Origin of the sequence: Proteus sp. G2675 (genome assembly GCF_963886535.1) — a bacterium.
Taxonomy (GTDB): Bacteria; Pseudomonadota; Gammaproteobacteria; order Enterobacterales; family Enterobacteriaceae; genus Proteus; species Proteus mirabilis.
The window spans coordinates 216,467-230,632 of record NZ_CAWPCB010000035.1 but is presented as its reverse complement, the minus strand read 5'-3'; the positions used below and the strand labels follow the sequence as shown (position 1 = coordinate 230,632).

General features: G+C 32.6%; 16 protein-coding genes and 1 tRNA gene. 8 read left to right on the top strand and 9 right to left on the bottom strand.

Going from position 1 to position 14,166, the window contains the following annotated elements; genetic code table 11:
* The first annotated feature begins 23 nt into the window (after positions 1–23).
* Positions 24–97 (top strand) — tRNA-Gly (locus AACQ49_RS10300).
* 352 nt (positions 98–449) lie between these two features.
* On the opposite strand, the gene AACQ49_RS10295 is transcribed toward AACQ49_RS10300, so the two are convergent.
* From AACQ49_RS10295 to AACQ49_RS10285, 3 genes are all read right to left on the bottom strand, one after another.
* On the bottom strand, positions 450–659 hold the full coding sequence (locus tag AACQ49_RS10295) for a sigma-S stabilization anti-adapter protein IraP (protein WP_004244007.1): 210 nt from the start codon (positions 657–659) through the stop codon (positions 450–452).
* A gap of 303 nt (positions 660–962) precedes the next feature.
* On the bottom strand, positions 963–1,172 hold the full coding sequence (locus tag AACQ49_RS10290; protein ID WP_004244005.1) for a hypothetical protein: 210 nt from the start codon (positions 1,170–1,172) through the stop codon (positions 963–965).
* A gap of 500 nt (positions 1,173–1,672) precedes the next feature.
* Positions 1,673–2,221: an NADPH-dependent FMN reductase gene (locus AACQ49_RS10285; protein ID WP_004244004.1), complete on the bottom strand. Its 549-nt coding sequence runs from the start codon at positions 2,219–2,221 to the stop codon at positions 1,673–1,675.
* Positions 2,222–2,683: 462 nt separating this feature from the next.
* On the opposite strand from AACQ49_RS10285, the gene AACQ49_RS10280 reads away from it, so the two are divergent.
* Together AACQ49_RS10280 and AACQ49_RS10275 are read left to right on the top strand one after the other, a co-directional pair.
* Complete coding sequence (locus tag AACQ49_RS10280) at positions 2,684–3,136, top strand: hypothetical protein (protein ID WP_004244003.1); 453 nt, start codon at positions 2,684–2,686, stop codon at positions 3,134–3,136.
* Positions 3,137–3,141: 5 nt separating this feature from the next.
* Positions 3,142–5,757: a sugar transporter gene (locus AACQ49_RS10275; RefSeq protein WP_161779033.1), complete on the top strand. Its 2,616-nt coding sequence runs from the start codon at positions 3,142–3,144 to the stop codon at positions 5,755–5,757.
* A 57-nt stretch (positions 5,758–5,814) separates the two neighbouring features.
* On the opposite strand, the gene AACQ49_RS10270 is transcribed toward AACQ49_RS10275, so the two are convergent.
* Both AACQ49_RS10270 and AACQ49_RS10265 read right to left on the bottom strand, forming a co-directional pair.
* Complete coding sequence (locus tag AACQ49_RS10270; protein ID WP_275340491.1) at positions 5,815–6,660, bottom strand: T3SS regulon anti-activator ExsD domain-containing protein; 846 nt, start codon at positions 6,658–6,660, stop codon at positions 5,815–5,817.
* A gap of 81 nt (positions 6,661–6,741) precedes the next feature.
* Positions 6,742–7,578 carry a helix-turn-helix domain-containing protein gene (locus AACQ49_RS10265; protein ID WP_004244000.1) on the bottom strand — a complete coding sequence of 279 codons (837 nt, stop codon included), beginning with the start codon at positions 7,576–7,578 and terminating at the stop codon, positions 6,742–6,744.
* A gap of 1,261 nt (positions 7,579–8,839) precedes the next feature.
* Here AACQ49_RS10265 and AACQ49_RS10260 point away from each other — a divergent pair.
* Together AACQ49_RS10260 and AACQ49_RS10255 are read left to right on the top strand one after the other, a co-directional pair.
* Positions 8,840–9,352 (top strand): bactofilin family protein, encoded by a 513-nt coding sequence (locus tag AACQ49_RS10260; protein WP_004248516.1) that lies wholly within the window; start codon positions 8,840–8,842, stop codon positions 9,350–9,352.
* Between the two features lie 77 nt (positions 9,353–9,429).
* On the top strand, positions 9,430–10,053 hold the full coding sequence (locus AACQ49_RS10255; protein WP_161779031.1) for a GNAT family N-acetyltransferase: 624 nt from the start codon (positions 9,430–9,432) through the stop codon (positions 10,051–10,053).
* On the opposite strand, the gene AACQ49_RS10250 is transcribed toward AACQ49_RS10255, so the two are convergent.
* Positions 9,966–10,313 carry a nitrous oxide-stimulated promoter family protein gene (locus AACQ49_RS10250; RefSeq protein WP_004248514.1) on the bottom strand — a complete coding sequence of 116 codons (348 nt, stop codon included), beginning with the start codon at positions 10,311–10,313 and terminating at the stop codon, positions 9,966–9,968. The two genes, AACQ49_RS10255 and AACQ49_RS10250, sit on opposite strands and share 88 nt — an antisense overlap.
* 181 nt (positions 10,314–10,494) lie before the next feature.
* Between AACQ49_RS10250 and AACQ49_RS10245 the strand changes: the two genes are divergently transcribed.
* The gene (locus tag AACQ49_RS10245) at positions 10,495–10,740 is read left to right on the top strand and encodes a DinI-like family protein (protein ID WP_012368173.1); all 246 of its coding nucleotides are present in this window, start codon (positions 10,495–10,497) and stop codon (positions 10,738–10,740) included.
* 112 nt (positions 10,741–10,852) lie between these two features.
* On the opposite strand, the gene AACQ49_RS10240 is transcribed toward AACQ49_RS10245, so the two are convergent.
* Together AACQ49_RS10240 and AACQ49_RS10235 are read right to left on the bottom strand one after the other, a co-directional pair.
* The gene (locus AACQ49_RS10240; protein WP_004248513.1) at positions 10,853–11,092 is read right to left on the bottom strand and encodes a YecH family metal-binding protein; all 240 of its coding nucleotides are present in this window, start codon (positions 11,090–11,092) and stop codon (positions 10,853–10,855) included.
* Between the two features lie 144 nt (positions 11,093–11,236).
* A complete protein-coding gene (locus tag AACQ49_RS10235; RefSeq protein ID WP_004243991.1) occupies positions 11,237–11,452 on the bottom strand; it encodes a DUF465 domain-containing protein in 216 nt (71 codons plus the stop codon).
* Positions 11,453–11,715: 263 nt separating this feature from the next.
* Here AACQ49_RS10235 and eco point away from each other — a divergent pair, with 263 nt between their 5' ends.
* Entirely contained in the window at positions 11,716–12,195 is a 480-nt protein-coding gene (gene eco, locus AACQ49_RS10230) for a serine protease inhibitor ecotin (protein ID WP_237612818.1), read from the top strand.
* Between the two features lie 62 nt (positions 12,196–12,257).
* Here eco and AACQ49_RS10225 read toward each other — a convergent pair whose 3' ends face one another.
* Complete coding sequence (locus AACQ49_RS10225) at positions 12,258–12,695, bottom strand: universal stress protein (protein WP_004248510.1); 438 nt, start codon at positions 12,693–12,695, stop codon at positions 12,258–12,260.
* 540 nt (positions 12,696–13,235) lie between these two features.
* Here AACQ49_RS10225 and AACQ49_RS10220 point away from each other — a divergent pair.
* Positions 13,236–14,153: a cation diffusion facilitator family transporter gene (locus AACQ49_RS10220; RefSeq protein WP_004243988.1), complete on the top strand. Its 918-nt coding sequence runs from the start codon at positions 13,236–13,238 to the stop codon at positions 14,151–14,153.
* Positions 14,154–14,166 lie beyond the last annotated feature (13 nt).

Genomic DNA, 14,166 nt, shown 5'->3' with positions numbered 1-14,166 from the left:
GGAGTATAATCAGAAAATCTACTGCGGGCGTAGTTCAATGGTAGAACGAGAGCTTCCCAAGCTCTATACGAGGGTTCGATTCCCTTCGCCCGCTCCAAACTTAACTCACCTGAAGTCTATCAAATTTTTATTTTCTGAATATATGGTTATCTGTGATCTAGGATTTGGCGAATTTTATTTAATAGATAAATCAGCAAGAAATAGATAGCAAATACCTAAAAATATTGCATTGATAGATTTTATATTCTAACTGTATGTAATTTATTAATAAATTTAATAATTTTTTGTGTTGTTGTTTTTTTATAATATGGCAAATAACAGCCATATATTATAACTCAATCAATCATTGATGATGTCATATTAAAATAACTCAGCATTTATAGATATAAAGCTAAAAATAATGAATAACAATATAAATAGTTATTTACTGATAGTGATGTAAATCACAACTATTTTTGGAGTATCTTTTTTATGTATTGTTCGGTTTTTTCTATTATATCTTGGTATTGTGGATGTTCAGCATAAGCATTTCTAATGGTTTTGTTTATATCATATATAACAGATTCCTTTTGTTTATTTGTTAATGTAAGTAATAGTGATTTTAAAATCACTTTTAATGCCGCAACTTCATGTTCTATGTTAACTAATTTTTTTTCCATATATTCTTCCGAGGAACTATTACGATAGCAATGGGATAATTTTGCATATTAATTATTTAAGTAAATCCAAGTAAAAAATGTATTAGTACAGAAAGAACGCTTTTACAGATGCGCTTTATCTAAAGTGATCTATTTTATTAACTTAATCACTGGAGGATAAAGATAGAGTGTAAGAGGTTATATTTGACTTAAGTAATAGAAAAGAGTGAACGTTATTTTAGTAAAAAGAAGAGCATAGGATGCAATATTGTGCATCCTATGATGTTAAATTGGTGGGGAAACCATTAAAATCATATAATGAGTCTATGCTTGGATAAGTTTTTTCACATATTGTTCAGTAAGATTTATAACTTCATTGTGATGTGGATATCTGCTTGAAGTATCTTCAATAACTAAAGATATATTGCCTAACATATCGCGTCGTTGCTTATCATTTAATGCACAAAGTAGAGATTTAGTGACTATTTTTAAAGCAGCGAGCTCGCATTCGATTTCTCTTAAGTTGTTATCCATGATTTACCTGTCAGTATCTAATGGATTATTAATATAAGTAATTTTTTTATATATCACAATTATAGAAAGAGATTATTGAGAGATATAACGCACAATATGTTTAATAGGCGCAAGATGTGTGAAATGAGTGATAATAATTATTCTCCCCTTGTTTTGGTAACTAAAGTAATATCTAATTTATTAGTTTTTATGAGCTAGATAGAAAGAATAACATAATGATTTTATTGATTGGTTTTTTAATTGCGCTAACTAATAGACTAAAAATATCATACCATTTACTATTTTAAATAGATTATTAAATGTCATTTTTATACATGAGCTACTTGCTATAATAAAGTTAGTTATTATTAGGAGGTACTATTTAAATATTGATAATTAATAGTTAATTATATTTTATTGATTGGTTAGCAAGTTAGTTTTACTTTCCCTCTTTTTAAAATAAGACAGAGTGTAATTATTATAAACCACACTCTGTGAAATCTATTTAGGACTATTTTAAGCTATTTTTGATTATGCTTTACAAAGTTAATATAGCTATTAACCCAGTTTTGCATAAAACCTGCTGTTTTTTCAGAAAACTGACCGTTTTCTACCATTCCATCATACCATTTTAAAAAACATTCTGGTTGATTTAAGGTTGGCATATTTAAAAATGCTAATGAATTACGCAGGTGCTGTTGTGCAATAGCAGTACTAATATTACCGATTGAAACACCGATGATCCCAGCAGGAATACTATCCCATGCATTAGTACCATAAGGGCGAGAGGCTTGATCTAACGCATTTTTTAGCACACCAGGGATTGAGCGGTTATATTCAGGTGTTACGAAGATAATGCCTTGGCATTGCTTAATTTGTTGCTTAAACTCGACAACGGCTTCAGGTGTTTTGTCGTCATCATCTTGGTTGTAGAGAGGAAGAGTACCGATATCAAGGAACTGAAAAGTAAATTCTTGAGGAAATAGCGAGGTTAATGCTTTTGCTGTTTGTTTATTATAGGAATCTTTTCTTAAGCTTCCGACTACAACACCAATGTTAAAATGACTCATCTTAACTCTCCTATATTGAAGGATAACAATGAATATCAATTACTATTTTGATATTCATATTTTGATTTTATCCTGATAATAGAAAACAGCAACAAAATAAAAGTAATTATAACACATTAAAAGAGTATTATTTTACACCTTATAAAGGTAATTAAATGATAAAATTAGATGTTATTATTTTTCTGATTATCTGCTATTATCTTCATTGTGTAGAAATAACTGCTTCTAACACGACAACATTTTTCCAATTAAAAATACCGATACTCATTTAATGATGATTTTAATGTGACGGATGCAATGTTGTAAGAAAAAATAATGAAATGAAAGGATAGGAGCCGTTATTGTCATTTATGCGCTAGGTTATTGACTTAGTACGCAATAGACAATAGAAAATTATAATAAGATAGCTTAAAATGCGATACTACATACGCTCTTATTTAGACTGATCGGAATTAAGGAAAAATGATGTCCTTATTGAAAAATAAAAACAATGTTTTAGCTCTGTCTATGGCAGTTACTGTTCTCACACTATCGGGATGTAGCATTTTATCTGGTGATAGCCAACCTGTGGAGGTGGTGCCAACACAGGTGCAATCCACGGTAACTTCACCTGCTGATAATAATTATCAACAGATGAACGTAGGGGAGCAAAAACTGGCATCACAAACAGCATGTATCAAGCAACTTGATTCTTTAAAAACATTTTCACCAGCAGAGTATAAATCTATGGTGGATGAATTTAAGGAAATCAGTGAAATTAATGCGTTATACCGTAGTGTTGAAAATACCGCCAGTAAAGATAGCTTAGCATTATTAAAAATGAGTATCGAATCTAAGACCGAAGTACTATGTGCTAAAGTGCGCTATCTTTCGGTTATGTCTGTGAATTCGACACTGAAGAAATTAGGTGAATAATTACTATGAAATTAAAGCAGAGTGCTTGTCTCGCTTTTATGATGTTTCCGGCGCTGTCTTTTGCTAATAATGAGTTTAATTTTGTCATTGAAGATTTTGACCGTTATTTAGAAGCACAACAGCCCGTTGATATTAAGCCTGAACCCTCTGCAACAATTTCATCTTCATCTACTCCCGATCAGCGTAGTGGAACGGTGCGTTCCACTGTGACATTAAAGGAAAAGCCACCACAAAAACCACAACAAAAAATTCAGCCTAAACAGCCTGTTGTACGGAATGAACATCAAACCGTGGTACGCAATGAGCATCGGCCAGTAGTGGCGACTCCCTCTGTACCTCAGGTGACTTTGTCTGAACAATGCTCTGTGGTATCTACAAATACCAACAAAATAAACAGTGATTACACTCATTATTTAACACCACTGCTTTCGTTTGTACCGATTAAACCGCAATTTACCCCTGAGGACTTGAATCGGTATTATCAAAGTAAATCCGTGGTCTATAATCCTCTAATGCTTTATACGCGTAAGCGTTATCCAGGGCAGCCATATCAGTCTACTGATAATACTTTATTAGATTTCATTCCAAATACAGTGTATTCAGTGACTGAAATACCTTTTCATTTTTTATATCAATTTAAACGTTCTTTGCTTGACCATAAGCAACCTCTCTTTAATAAAGAGCTATTAAATCGTTTAGCAAATACTCGCGAAAAATATCAACGTCTGTATCAGAAATTTACTGAACAAACCGCGTTATTAACTGAAAGTTTAACTAAACTGCAAACCGCAGAAGAAAAAGTTCAACAATTAACAGCGGAATTGGCAAAAACGCAAGATAAACTGGCTGTAGCGAATAATTTACTTAATGATGATAGCCTAAAACAGTCTGTGGCTAAGTTACAAAATGAATTAGCACAGTCTAAAAAAGAGCAGGATACGTTGCTTGCACAATTAGCTGAAAAAGATCAGTTGCTGTTTGATGTGACAGAAAAAAATAAAGTATTAACTAAACAGCAAGAAGATTTTGATATTCAGGCACAAAAATTAAATCAATTGACTACTCATGTTGCTCAACTTGAGCAACAAAAACAGCAGCTACAATCACAATATGGGCAGGCTCAACGCTTATTAACAAATAACAGTGCTAAAAAAGAGATTGAGGTACTACAAAATTCTTTAACTAATTTATCAGCAGTGCGCCAATCTTTAGAAAATCAATTAGCTAAAAACAAAGCCTCTTTTGAAGCTACTCTAGCTAAGAATAATCAGTTAATTGATACCCAACGCCAACAGATAGCTCAACTTAACGATCACATAAAAAAAATAAACCAAGAGCAACAACAGTTAAATCATTCGTTAGTGACTCTTCAACAACAAAAAGCACAAGCAGATGATCAATTAACACAGATCCCAGCGTTGAAGCTTGAGTTACAAAATAAGGTTAATGAATTAGCTGAGCTGAAAAAAAGTTTATCTACGGGTGAGAAAGCTTTTGATGCTTTGATTTCAGAAAAAAATGGTGTAATCGCTAAATTAGAGAAAGCTCAGGCAGATCTTGCCAATAAGTATCAAGCATTGGATACCCAATTTAAAGAGAACAATACCACCATTGGGCAACTTAAAGAAAGCAAAATAGCGAACGATAACGCTTATGCTCAATTAGAGAAACAACTAGCAGAAAAACAATCGCTTACTGATAAATTAACGACACAATTAACACAAGCTAAAGATCAGTTAGCAAAACAAAATTCTGAAAGTAACCAACTAATTGCTTCATTAAAACAGCAGCAAGTAGAATCGACGGCTCAATTTAAGCAACAAGAAAGTGTTTTAGCGAATTCTCAAAAAGAGTTTAATGAAGTCTCTAAGCAGCTTGAAGCTCAGCGTGCGCTAACGAAAACACTTGAAGAAAAAGAATTAAAATTAAGTGAGCAACTAAAAGAAAAAGAGAGTGAAATTAAAAAAATAAATAGCGAAAATGCGAATGCTCAAAAAGAGTTTAATGAAGTCTCTAAGCAGCTTGAAGCTCAGCGTACGCTAACGAAAACACTTGAAGAAAAAGAATTAAAATTAAGTGAGCAACTAAAAGAAAAAGAAAGTGAAATTAAAAAAATAAATAGCGAAAGTGCGAGTGTTCAAAAAGAGAATAAAACATTAAAACAGCAATTGGATAAAGCTATGGGAGAAGGGCAGATTATTGCAAGTCAGCTTGCATATGCCTATTCAATTATCGGTAAAGATAATGCCCAACGAAATAAATCAATTCTGTCGGAAATACAAAAACAGAACTATGTGCAATACGATGATAACACTTACTTTAAAATCCTAAAACAAGGGAAACCTGTGGATTCAATTGCAGGTAAAACAGTTGTTTTCGCTATGCATGAACAATTAACCGATGGTACAGTAACACTTAATTATGACAAAGCTAAGCCGTTAATTTTACCATACCGTCAACTTCCACTGCCTCTTAATACTTTTGTTGCTAAAGCAGGCTTAAATGGCAAAGCTAAAATTTATATTAAACCTGATGGCGGGTATGGGAAAGATGGTATCCCAGGGCAAGTACCTCCAGAATCGATGTCTATAGTGACAATTGAAATTTTAGCTATCAAATAGCACCCTTTAATAAATTACCGTTGTCAGCTCTTCTATAAATAATGAAGAGCTGATATTTTATACATGCCACATAAATTCATCATTAATTAAACATAAAGAGTGTTCTACTAGCCAGTGTTTTAGTTTTTTACAATTTTCAGGGTGTTGTGGAATAGTGATTAAAATATCCCATAATGGTTGTAATAACTCAGAATGCGGTTGTGTATTTTGTAAGTACTCTAATGTATTATTTATTTTTTTATTGAATACCGGCTCTTTTTCCCAAGCTTCTATAACTAATTTAATATCCTTTTTCAGCAAATCATCTATCACAACGATCCGTGCTTTATCAGCTTCTAATTTTGTTTTTATATCTTCTAAAGATAAAAAAGAAGAGGCTATATTTGATGGTTCCTTTTCTTCAAATAATTTAATGTTTTCACATTGATTAATTTGATATTCGAGCTCTTTTTTTATCTCATAAAGTGTAAATATATGCGGTGTTATATGCTCAACCCACCAAATAAAAATGGGTTTTATGATAGCTTGAATTAAACGTGCTTGATCAGCAATGTTGATTTTTGCATTTAAAGCGTTCCAATTAATATCTGATATATTAGATTGGTATTTATCAGCCAAATTTACTACGGCATTAATATTTTCTTTAGTTAATGGCACTGAGCAATGTTTTTTGCGTAAAAACCATGTGGATTGCAATAAACTGTCTACAGCTTCACGGCATAATATACGAGATAATATTTTAATTTGTTTCTCATTTATATCATTATTTGTAATAAGTAAAGAAAACTGAAGATTAAATAAATTATCAACAGTTTTCTTATTTTCATCTGCCATCATTTTTTTTAGCAAATTAAAATAACGATAATATTGGTATTTGCTAGTATTAGTTTGTCGCTTTATCACAATAGTTTCACTCATCAGAACAAATTTTGCATATTCTAGCGATGAATTGAACGATGATATTATGATAATAGGTCGGATTTTTTATAATTTTAATTTAAGATGTCTCGCTTTACTCGGTGTCATATTAAAACGTCGATGATAGCTTTGTGTAAAGTAAGATTGGCTAGAGAATCCTGACTCCATAGAAATATCGACAATACTCATTTCTGTTGTTAATAATAATTGATGTGCGTAAATAATTCTTCTTTCGCATATCCATGTTCTTGGCGATGTTCCATAAACATGATTAAATAACTCTTTAAATGTGGTGAGACCCATACCAAACTCGCGAGCAAACTGTTTTAGCTTCCAATTTTTTAGATGGTTTTTTTCCATAAATATTTTCAAGCGATCAACTTGCCTATGACTTAATTGGCGTAGTAACGCCATAAGATTGGCACCTTGCTCGGAAGAAAGTAATAGAATGAGCATTTCTTCAATACGTAATTGAGTAAAAGTATCTGGACAATTTTGTGAAGAAAGATAATCAAAACCATTACTACAAAAATGGATCAGAGGTGAATCTTCAAAACAGATAAAAGCCGATGAGAAATTTTCCTCTCTATCGATATTACTGAGAATATCACTATTTTTTGACATGAAATTTCTTAAGAAATCATCAGAAAGAGGAATATAAATTGTTTCACAAGGCTCATTGCCTAGCGTTTTTATGGTATAATTTCCTTGTTGTAAGAAAATAATCTGATCTTTGTTAATAGTTATTGTATTTGTGCAGTTTTGTAATACCAGCGCATTATTTCTGATTATGTATAAAGCTTTTTGGTTATTTTCTAATATTTGATATTGCGGATAAAAATAAGAGAGTTTTTGAATAACGCAATCTTGTTTAGTGTTTTCACCACATTGTATTGTATTCATTTTTCGCCCAAAATTATTATATAAGTATCACTGTATTTAATACCAATAAATAAAAAGAATATAAAGTAGTAGCTTCTTTATTATTTAAAGAGTATTAAAAATAAAAAATAGAATGTTTTCTTTATTATGATGTGGTTTTTTTTTAGATATTAGACATTGAAGTTGCCATTTCTAATTTAAGATAAATCATTTGTTTAATTTAATGTCATTTTTTATAGATTGCAAAAACAATTTAATTAAGCTAGTCATTTAATGAAAAGAATGCGACAAAATTTAGTAGAATTTTGTAATAATATATTGACAGATAATGAAATAGAGTTATTTATTCTATAAATAACAATTAGTTATATTTCATTTTAAAATTTACACTGTAAAGCATAATAAGGGTGTTTTTTAAACACTATAAAGTTGTTTAATATGAGTTGTTAATAAATTTTTGTGTATATGTTTTTATTTTGTATATTAAATGAGTGTTTTTTGCAATGAATTTATTTGATAAAAAAAATAAAATGTAATTTTTATAGGTTATTTTCACTATATATTATTATCTTTTTTAGTATGGCAAAGAAGCAAATAAACTTGCTATAAATTTTCCCCAAGTATATTTTTTCGTCTTTATATAGTTTTAACATTATGAAAACATAAAAATTAACGTCTATCATAAAAATGGCCAGTAATGTATCAAGAAATTAGTCTTAAAAATAGACGGTGGTTTATTTTTGTGACTAATGTCTCATATTTTATCTGTGATGGTTTTATTGTTGTTTTGTTAGCTCTCCTCCATTTGTTGAAGATTTTTGAATAATCAAGTTGTTATCAATAGATGCGATTAGCTATATGTTAATTCGTGTTATAAATTATCATCATTATAGGATGGGAAAGTGTGCATCTTATTCATAAATTAGCAAAAAATTAATTGTTATCTCTTTTGTATCTACTTATAAATCGACCTTTTCCCTAAAAAGCAAAGCCCAAAATTGGGGATGATATATGGCGTTATTATCGCCATCGACTTGAATAATTATTTATTAAAATAATAAGTAGAGCTGGTGTATTTATTATCAGGGAGGTTCAGATATAGCTAATTATGGATAATAAGCGAACACAGCGGGATATTATATTTAGCATAATATGGATTATTTGGTCATGTGCATTAATGGCTTTTTGGCGATATCAAATAGCTGGTGAGCTTTTGATCACCCTTATCCTAATTTTTAGCATTATTATTTACTCTATAACTTTGAGGTTAAAAAAAACGGCAATGTTTAGTCGAAAAACAGAAACACCAAAAGCCGCGGAGCCTATTGCTCCAGTTATGGCAGAAGAAAAAAAGCCTATGCCGGAGCAAAAATTGTATACCATTATTGCTAAAGGCACTGTATTTCAAGGTGATATTAACGTTGATGGTGATATTCAAATTTGGGGTAAAATTTCAGGGAATATCAATGTAAAAGATGGCGTGATCCGTGTTATGCATGCAGGCCAAGTTGAAGGGGAATTAACGGCGCCAGACATCATTATTGATGGTTTTGTTAAAGGTATTTGTGCCGCAAACAATCTTGATATTCTAGAGCATGGTGAACTACGTGGCACTAGTCGTTGTGGCAGTATGTCAATTAAACGTGGCGGTGTCTTTACTGGACAATCTGAACAGGTTGAACACCAAGCTAAAGCCGTTGCACAGCAACGTGTTGTATCTATTAAAGAAGGTACAGTTAATACCAATAAAGAGTCTGTAACTGCAGAAAGTAAACTAAAAGAAAATAAAAAATAAAAGCGATTCTTTTTTTATTACTTATGATCTGTTTTATTTTATCATTATTATCCTAACTAATTAGAATGAGAATAATGATGGAATTGGCTACTCCTCGATTACGTTTACGAGAATGGCGTGAAAGTGATAAAGCGCCATTTTTTTTACATATTAACGCCTCAGCATCGGTGATGCGTTATTTCCCTTCACCACTTACCCGCGCAGAAAGCGATGCAATGGTTGATACATTGCGTGATAAATTTATTCAGCAAAATGGTTGGGGACTTTGGGCCGTTGAATTAAAAGAGACGCAAGAGCTTATTGGCTTTGTTGGATTAAATATTCCTAATGCCCCTTTGCCTTTTAATCCGTGTGTTGAAATAGGTTGGCGTATTGCACAATCTCATTGGCGTAAAGGGTACACTTATGAGGCGGCCTTAACAGTATTAAAATATGCTTTTGAACAGTTGAAACTGGAAGAAGTGGTGGCATTTACCGCCGTGACCAATTTACCCTCAGAAGGGGTGATGAAAAAACTCGGTATGAAGAAGTCTGAATATTTTATGCATCCATCTCTAGATAAAACACACCCTTTAGCACAACATGTATTATACCGATTAAAAAAAAGCAGACTTTATTTTCCCGATAAACGTTTAGATTTTTTAGCCGGTAATGCAGGAACGGGTTTCTTATCATCAATAAGATGCCTAATTGCTAAATAGGGATGATAAATTAGCATTCGAGGCCCCGCCCAACGCATGACTTGTTTCATTGCTGCTCTTTTTACTGGCTGATAGCAGTGAATTGGGCATTGTTTGCAGGCGGGTTTTTCCTCACCATAGCGACATTTATCTAGTCTTTTATAAGCATATGTCACTAATTGCTGATAATACTCGGGGTCGGTATTAGGATGCGCTCGTTCATACAGAGCAACCATTTTTTGGATGGTTTGCTTCTCTCGATTAATTCTTTTACCTGACATGGTACTCTCACTTATTATTGCATTTAAAATGCATTTTATCATAACGCATTACTGGGATGATAAATTAATTGGCTATTTTTAAGGCAAAAAAAGAAAAAATTTTGCAAAAATACTTTTCTTTTTTTTGATTATATAATACTGTGTTTATATACAGTTTATTTGCCTTGGTATGGTGAAAATAATGCGTGTGGAAATTTTATTTAACAAACAATCTAATGTCACTGACTCACTATTTCCGCTGTTAGAACATGAACTAAGAAAAAAAATTATTCCTATTTATCCTGATATGCAGTTTCGTATCGCTTTTAGTAGCATGAATACGATCCAAGTCACGGGCGTAAAAGATGAAGCTAAGCATGAGCATATTATGGAGTTAATTCAAAGTGTTTGGGAAGATGATAGTTGGCTCCAAACGAATGATGATTAACGACCAATTAAGTTAAACAGAGATTGCCAGAGCATCTTACTTTTATTGATTAGATAGATAGTTAACAACATGCCAAACATGTTGCTTACTGGCAATCTACTTATTGATATTACTAATGGCGACAAATTTTGTTTTCACTGGTAGTAAAACCGCCATCAGCAGCAATAAATTTTCCTTTTTTTTCTAAAAATGCCACTAATTCGGCCGCTGTCATATTCTCAGCAGAACAGGTATGAAAGCGCGCTTCTTCCCCAAAACGTTGATGAATTGCCTCGATAAGTGATCTTTGCGTAAACGCCACTTTTGATGAAAGGATCATATGTAATACTTCATGACCATGTATAGATGCCATTTGTTAGCCCTTAATCATATAAGATGTATTTATTATGCATCTTTTTAGGAGGGAAACTTTGTTTTTAATCATAAAAAAGCGATGACAAAAGGTCATCGCTTCAGGTCGCTGATAAATAATATTTGCGCCGTAGTAAAGAACGGTTTATTTCTCAGCTTGTTGAAGTATTTTTTGCATTTCATCTTTTAGATAGAGTTTTTCTTTTTTTAGTTTTGCAACTTCATCATTGTAGCCTGCGCCATTAGGTCCTTCTAATTTAGCAATTTCTTGATCAAGTCGATGGTGTTTATCATAGAGAGCTTGGAAACGAGGATGGGTATTTTTTAACTGAGAAACCAGTGATTGTCTTTCTGAGAACATATAACCTCCTAATGAAAGAAATTGCGATCTCTATTTCAGTATAATCATAGATAGCTGATCTGCACGTTAGTGCATCACAAATTTACATTTCATCAATAAAAGAATGAGTTCTTTAAAAATTATCAGAATAATCCTCTCAGAGAGAGATCTGCTAAAGTGTTAGCATCTATATTATAAAATGCTAGTATTAAGATGATTACTAATAAAAATATCTAAGCAAAATTTGTTAACAGCGATTTGGCGCTGTGAATATGGAGAAAATGATGAATAAAGTAATTTTATCTTTGGTTGCAGCGATGTCTTTGTCTGCTTGCGCACAAGCGGTTGATAGTTTAGAAAAAGTCGCTCCTTATCCTAAAGCAAAGGAAAATCAAATTCGTCATGTTATTGAGTTAGAACAAAAAGAAAACGAAGGCAATTACCAAGTTGAGTTGATCGTGGGTAAAGAGATGATGGTTGATTGTAATCGTCAATGGTTTGGTGCTGAGTTAGATAAAAAAGATCTCGAAGGTTGGGGTTATGATTACTATATCGTAAGCGACTTAAATGGCCCAATGTCTACGATGATGGGTTGTCTTGATAACACTAAAAAACCCGCCTTTGTTCAAGCTAATATGGGGCAAGCGGCATTTATCCGCTATAACAGCAAATTACCTATTGTTGTCTATGCACCAAAAGATGTAGATGTGAAATATCGTGTGTGGTCTACTTCTGACGAGGTTAAAGATTCAATAAAGAAATAATGATTGATCTTTAATGATTATTGAGTGGAAAGCCCTTTGTTTTCAAAGGGCTTTTTTTACAACTAACGGATCACCAATACCGACATTTTTGCATGGCGAACAATAGATGATGCTGTTGAGCCTAATAAGTAGGAAGAAACATTAGGACGATGTGAAGCAATAGCAATTAAATCTGCATCGATTTGACGTGCATACTCTAAAATTTCATCTTTTGCATTACCAACACCGACATTGCAAACAATTTGCTCATCGGGAATTTTCGCATCTTTGATCATATCTTGCAGAGCAATAAAAGCGAGGCGAGTGCGCTCTGAAGAGTCTTTAAATTTTTCAGGAATAGCGGCAAACTCAATACCAAAGAAAAGTTCTGCATTTGGAATAACGGTGAGGAAGTGGATCTCGGGTTTGCCAACTTGAGCAATTTGTTCAATGTGAGTGATCAGTTCCTGAGAAAGCTCATCTTCTAGAATATCGATAGGAACTAGAATTTTTTTGTACATTACAAACCTCACTTAACGTTAGTTTTAAAATATAACTCTATTATCACTGAATATAAAAAATATAGCTGTGATCTACGTTCTAAATAAGAGTGAGAATGATTATTCTATCACTTAATTATTTATATTATAGTAATAATTAGTGCTTTTAAAATAAAAAGCTAAAAAGGCAGAATAAAACTATATCAATCTTAACTTATTGACAGGAATGAGTTAAATAAGATGATATTTAAAATAAAAGTATTTTAATTAGCCATCTAGAGGAAAATGCACAAAAGAATGATTATCAATTATATTATTGTTCTGTATCTATAGGATTTTATTGGTAATTTTTTAGAGACTTAATCAATAAAGTATGGCATATTAACCGTTAATAGCATCTCAATATGATGTTTGGACAGCAATCTTAGTCCCTAAACAGGATTGTTATTCAGAGTCGTCCTTTATCCTCACCAATGAGTTATGGAACCTGAAATAACCTATGGAACTCTATTCGTTATAAACAAATAGGGTAGGCTATTTATACAGAATAAGATTATTATTATGACACATAATCACATTGATGATATTGAGTTGAATATGGCTGAGAAAACACAATCTGACAAATTCAAAGCGGCCAAGAAAAGCACGTTGGTCAGTGTTTTTGTTAATATCTTTTTATCCATATTTCAAATCACAATTGGTTTCTTCTCACATTCCCAAGGCTTAATTGCTGATGGTATTCATTCACTGTCTGATTTAATTGCTGACTTCGTGGTGTTAATTGCGAATAAAGGCAGTCAAAAGCAACCCGATGCCGATCATCCTTATGGACATTTTCGCTATGAGAATGCCGCTTCATTAGTGTTAGGGACGATTTTATTGATTGTTGGTTTGGGAATGATATTTTCTGCTATCCATAAAATGTTAGATCCTTCAATCATTCCTGATGTTCATAGCATCGCGCTTTATGTGGCTTTATTGGCATTAGCGGCTAAAGAAGGGTTATTTCGTTATATGTTAGCTGTGGCCAAAAAAGTCGATTCTAGCATGTTAGTGGCCAATGCTTGGCATGCGCGTTCAGATGCCGCCTCTTCTTTAGTGGTTGCAATAGGGATCATTGGTAGCCTTGCTGGATTTAAATTCTTTGACCCACTAGCAGCACTTATTGTCGGGCTATTTGTTGGCCGTATGGGATGGCGTTTTACCTATCAAGCTTTGCAAGATCTCATGGATAGAGGTGCTGATGAAGAAACACTTGAACAGATCACCAATACATTAATCACCACACCAGGAGTACAAGGGGTACATGATTTAAAAACCCGTCGTGCAGGTGATTATTTATTAGTTGATGTCCATTTAGAAATTAAAGGCGAATTAACGGTCAATCAAAGTCATGATATTGTGGTCAATGCCCATGATAGAGTACTTAAACAGCATGCACAGATTTTAAGTGTGATGATACACGTCGATCCTGCTTAATTTAGCGTTAACT

Bases quoted from the DNA above. Each gene is read 5' to 3' on its own strand.
- AACQ49_RS10280 (WP_004244003.1), top strand. From the start codon at position 2,684: ATGATGTCCTTATTGAAAAATAAAAACAATGTTTTAGCTCTGTCTATG.
- AACQ49_RS10260 (WP_004248516.1), top strand. From the start codon at position 8,840: ATGTTTAGTCGAAAAACAGAAACACCAAAAGCCGCGGAGCCTATTGCT.
- AACQ49_RS10255 (WP_161779031.1), top strand. From the start codon at position 9,430: ATGGAATTGGCTACTCCTCGATTACGTTTACGAGAATGGCGTGAAAGT.
- AACQ49_RS10225 (WP_004248510.1), bottom strand. From the start codon at position 12,695: ATGTACAAAAAAATTCTAGTTCCTATCGATATTCTAGAAGATGAGCTT.
- AACQ49_RS10235 (WP_004243991.1), bottom strand. From the start codon at position 11,452: ATGTTCTCAGAAAGACAATCACTGGTTTCTCAGTTAAAAAATACCCAT.
- AACQ49_RS10265 (WP_004244000.1), bottom strand. From the start codon at position 7,578: ATGAATACAATACAATGTGGTGAAAACACTAAACAAGATTGCGTTATT.
- AACQ49_RS10220 (WP_004243988.1), top strand. From the start codon at position 13,236: ATGACACATAATCACATTGATGATATTGAGTTGAATATGGCTGAGAAA.
- AACQ49_RS10250 (WP_004248514.1), bottom strand. From the start codon at position 10,313: ATGTCAGGTAAAAGAATTAATCGAGAGAAGCAAACCATCCAAAAAATG.
- AACQ49_RS10285 (WP_004244004.1), bottom strand. From the start codon at position 2,221: ATGAGTCATTTTAACATTGGTGTTGTAGTCGGAAGCTTAAGAAAAGAT.
- AACQ49_RS10245 (WP_012368173.1), top strand. From the start codon at position 10,495: ATGCGTGTGGAAATTTTATTTAACAAACAATCTAATGTCACTGACTCA.
- eco (WP_237612818.1), top strand. From the start codon at position 11,716: ATGAATAAAGTAATTTTATCTTTGGTTGCAGCGATGTCTTTGTCTGCT.
- AACQ49_RS10275 (WP_161779033.1), top strand. From the start codon at position 3,142: ATGAAATTAAAGCAGAGTGCTTGTCTCGCTTTTATGATGTTTCCGGCG.
- AACQ49_RS10240 (WP_004248513.1), bottom strand. From the start codon at position 11,092: ATGGCATCTATACATGGTCATGAAGTATTACATATGATCCTTTCATCA.
- AACQ49_RS10290 (WP_004244005.1), bottom strand. From the start codon at position 1,172: ATGGATAACAACTTAAGAGAAATCGAATGCGAGCTCGCTGCTTTAAAA.
- AACQ49_RS10295 (WP_004244007.1), bottom strand. From the start codon at position 659: ATGGAAAAAAAATTAGTTAACATAGAACATGAAGTTGCGGCATTAAAA.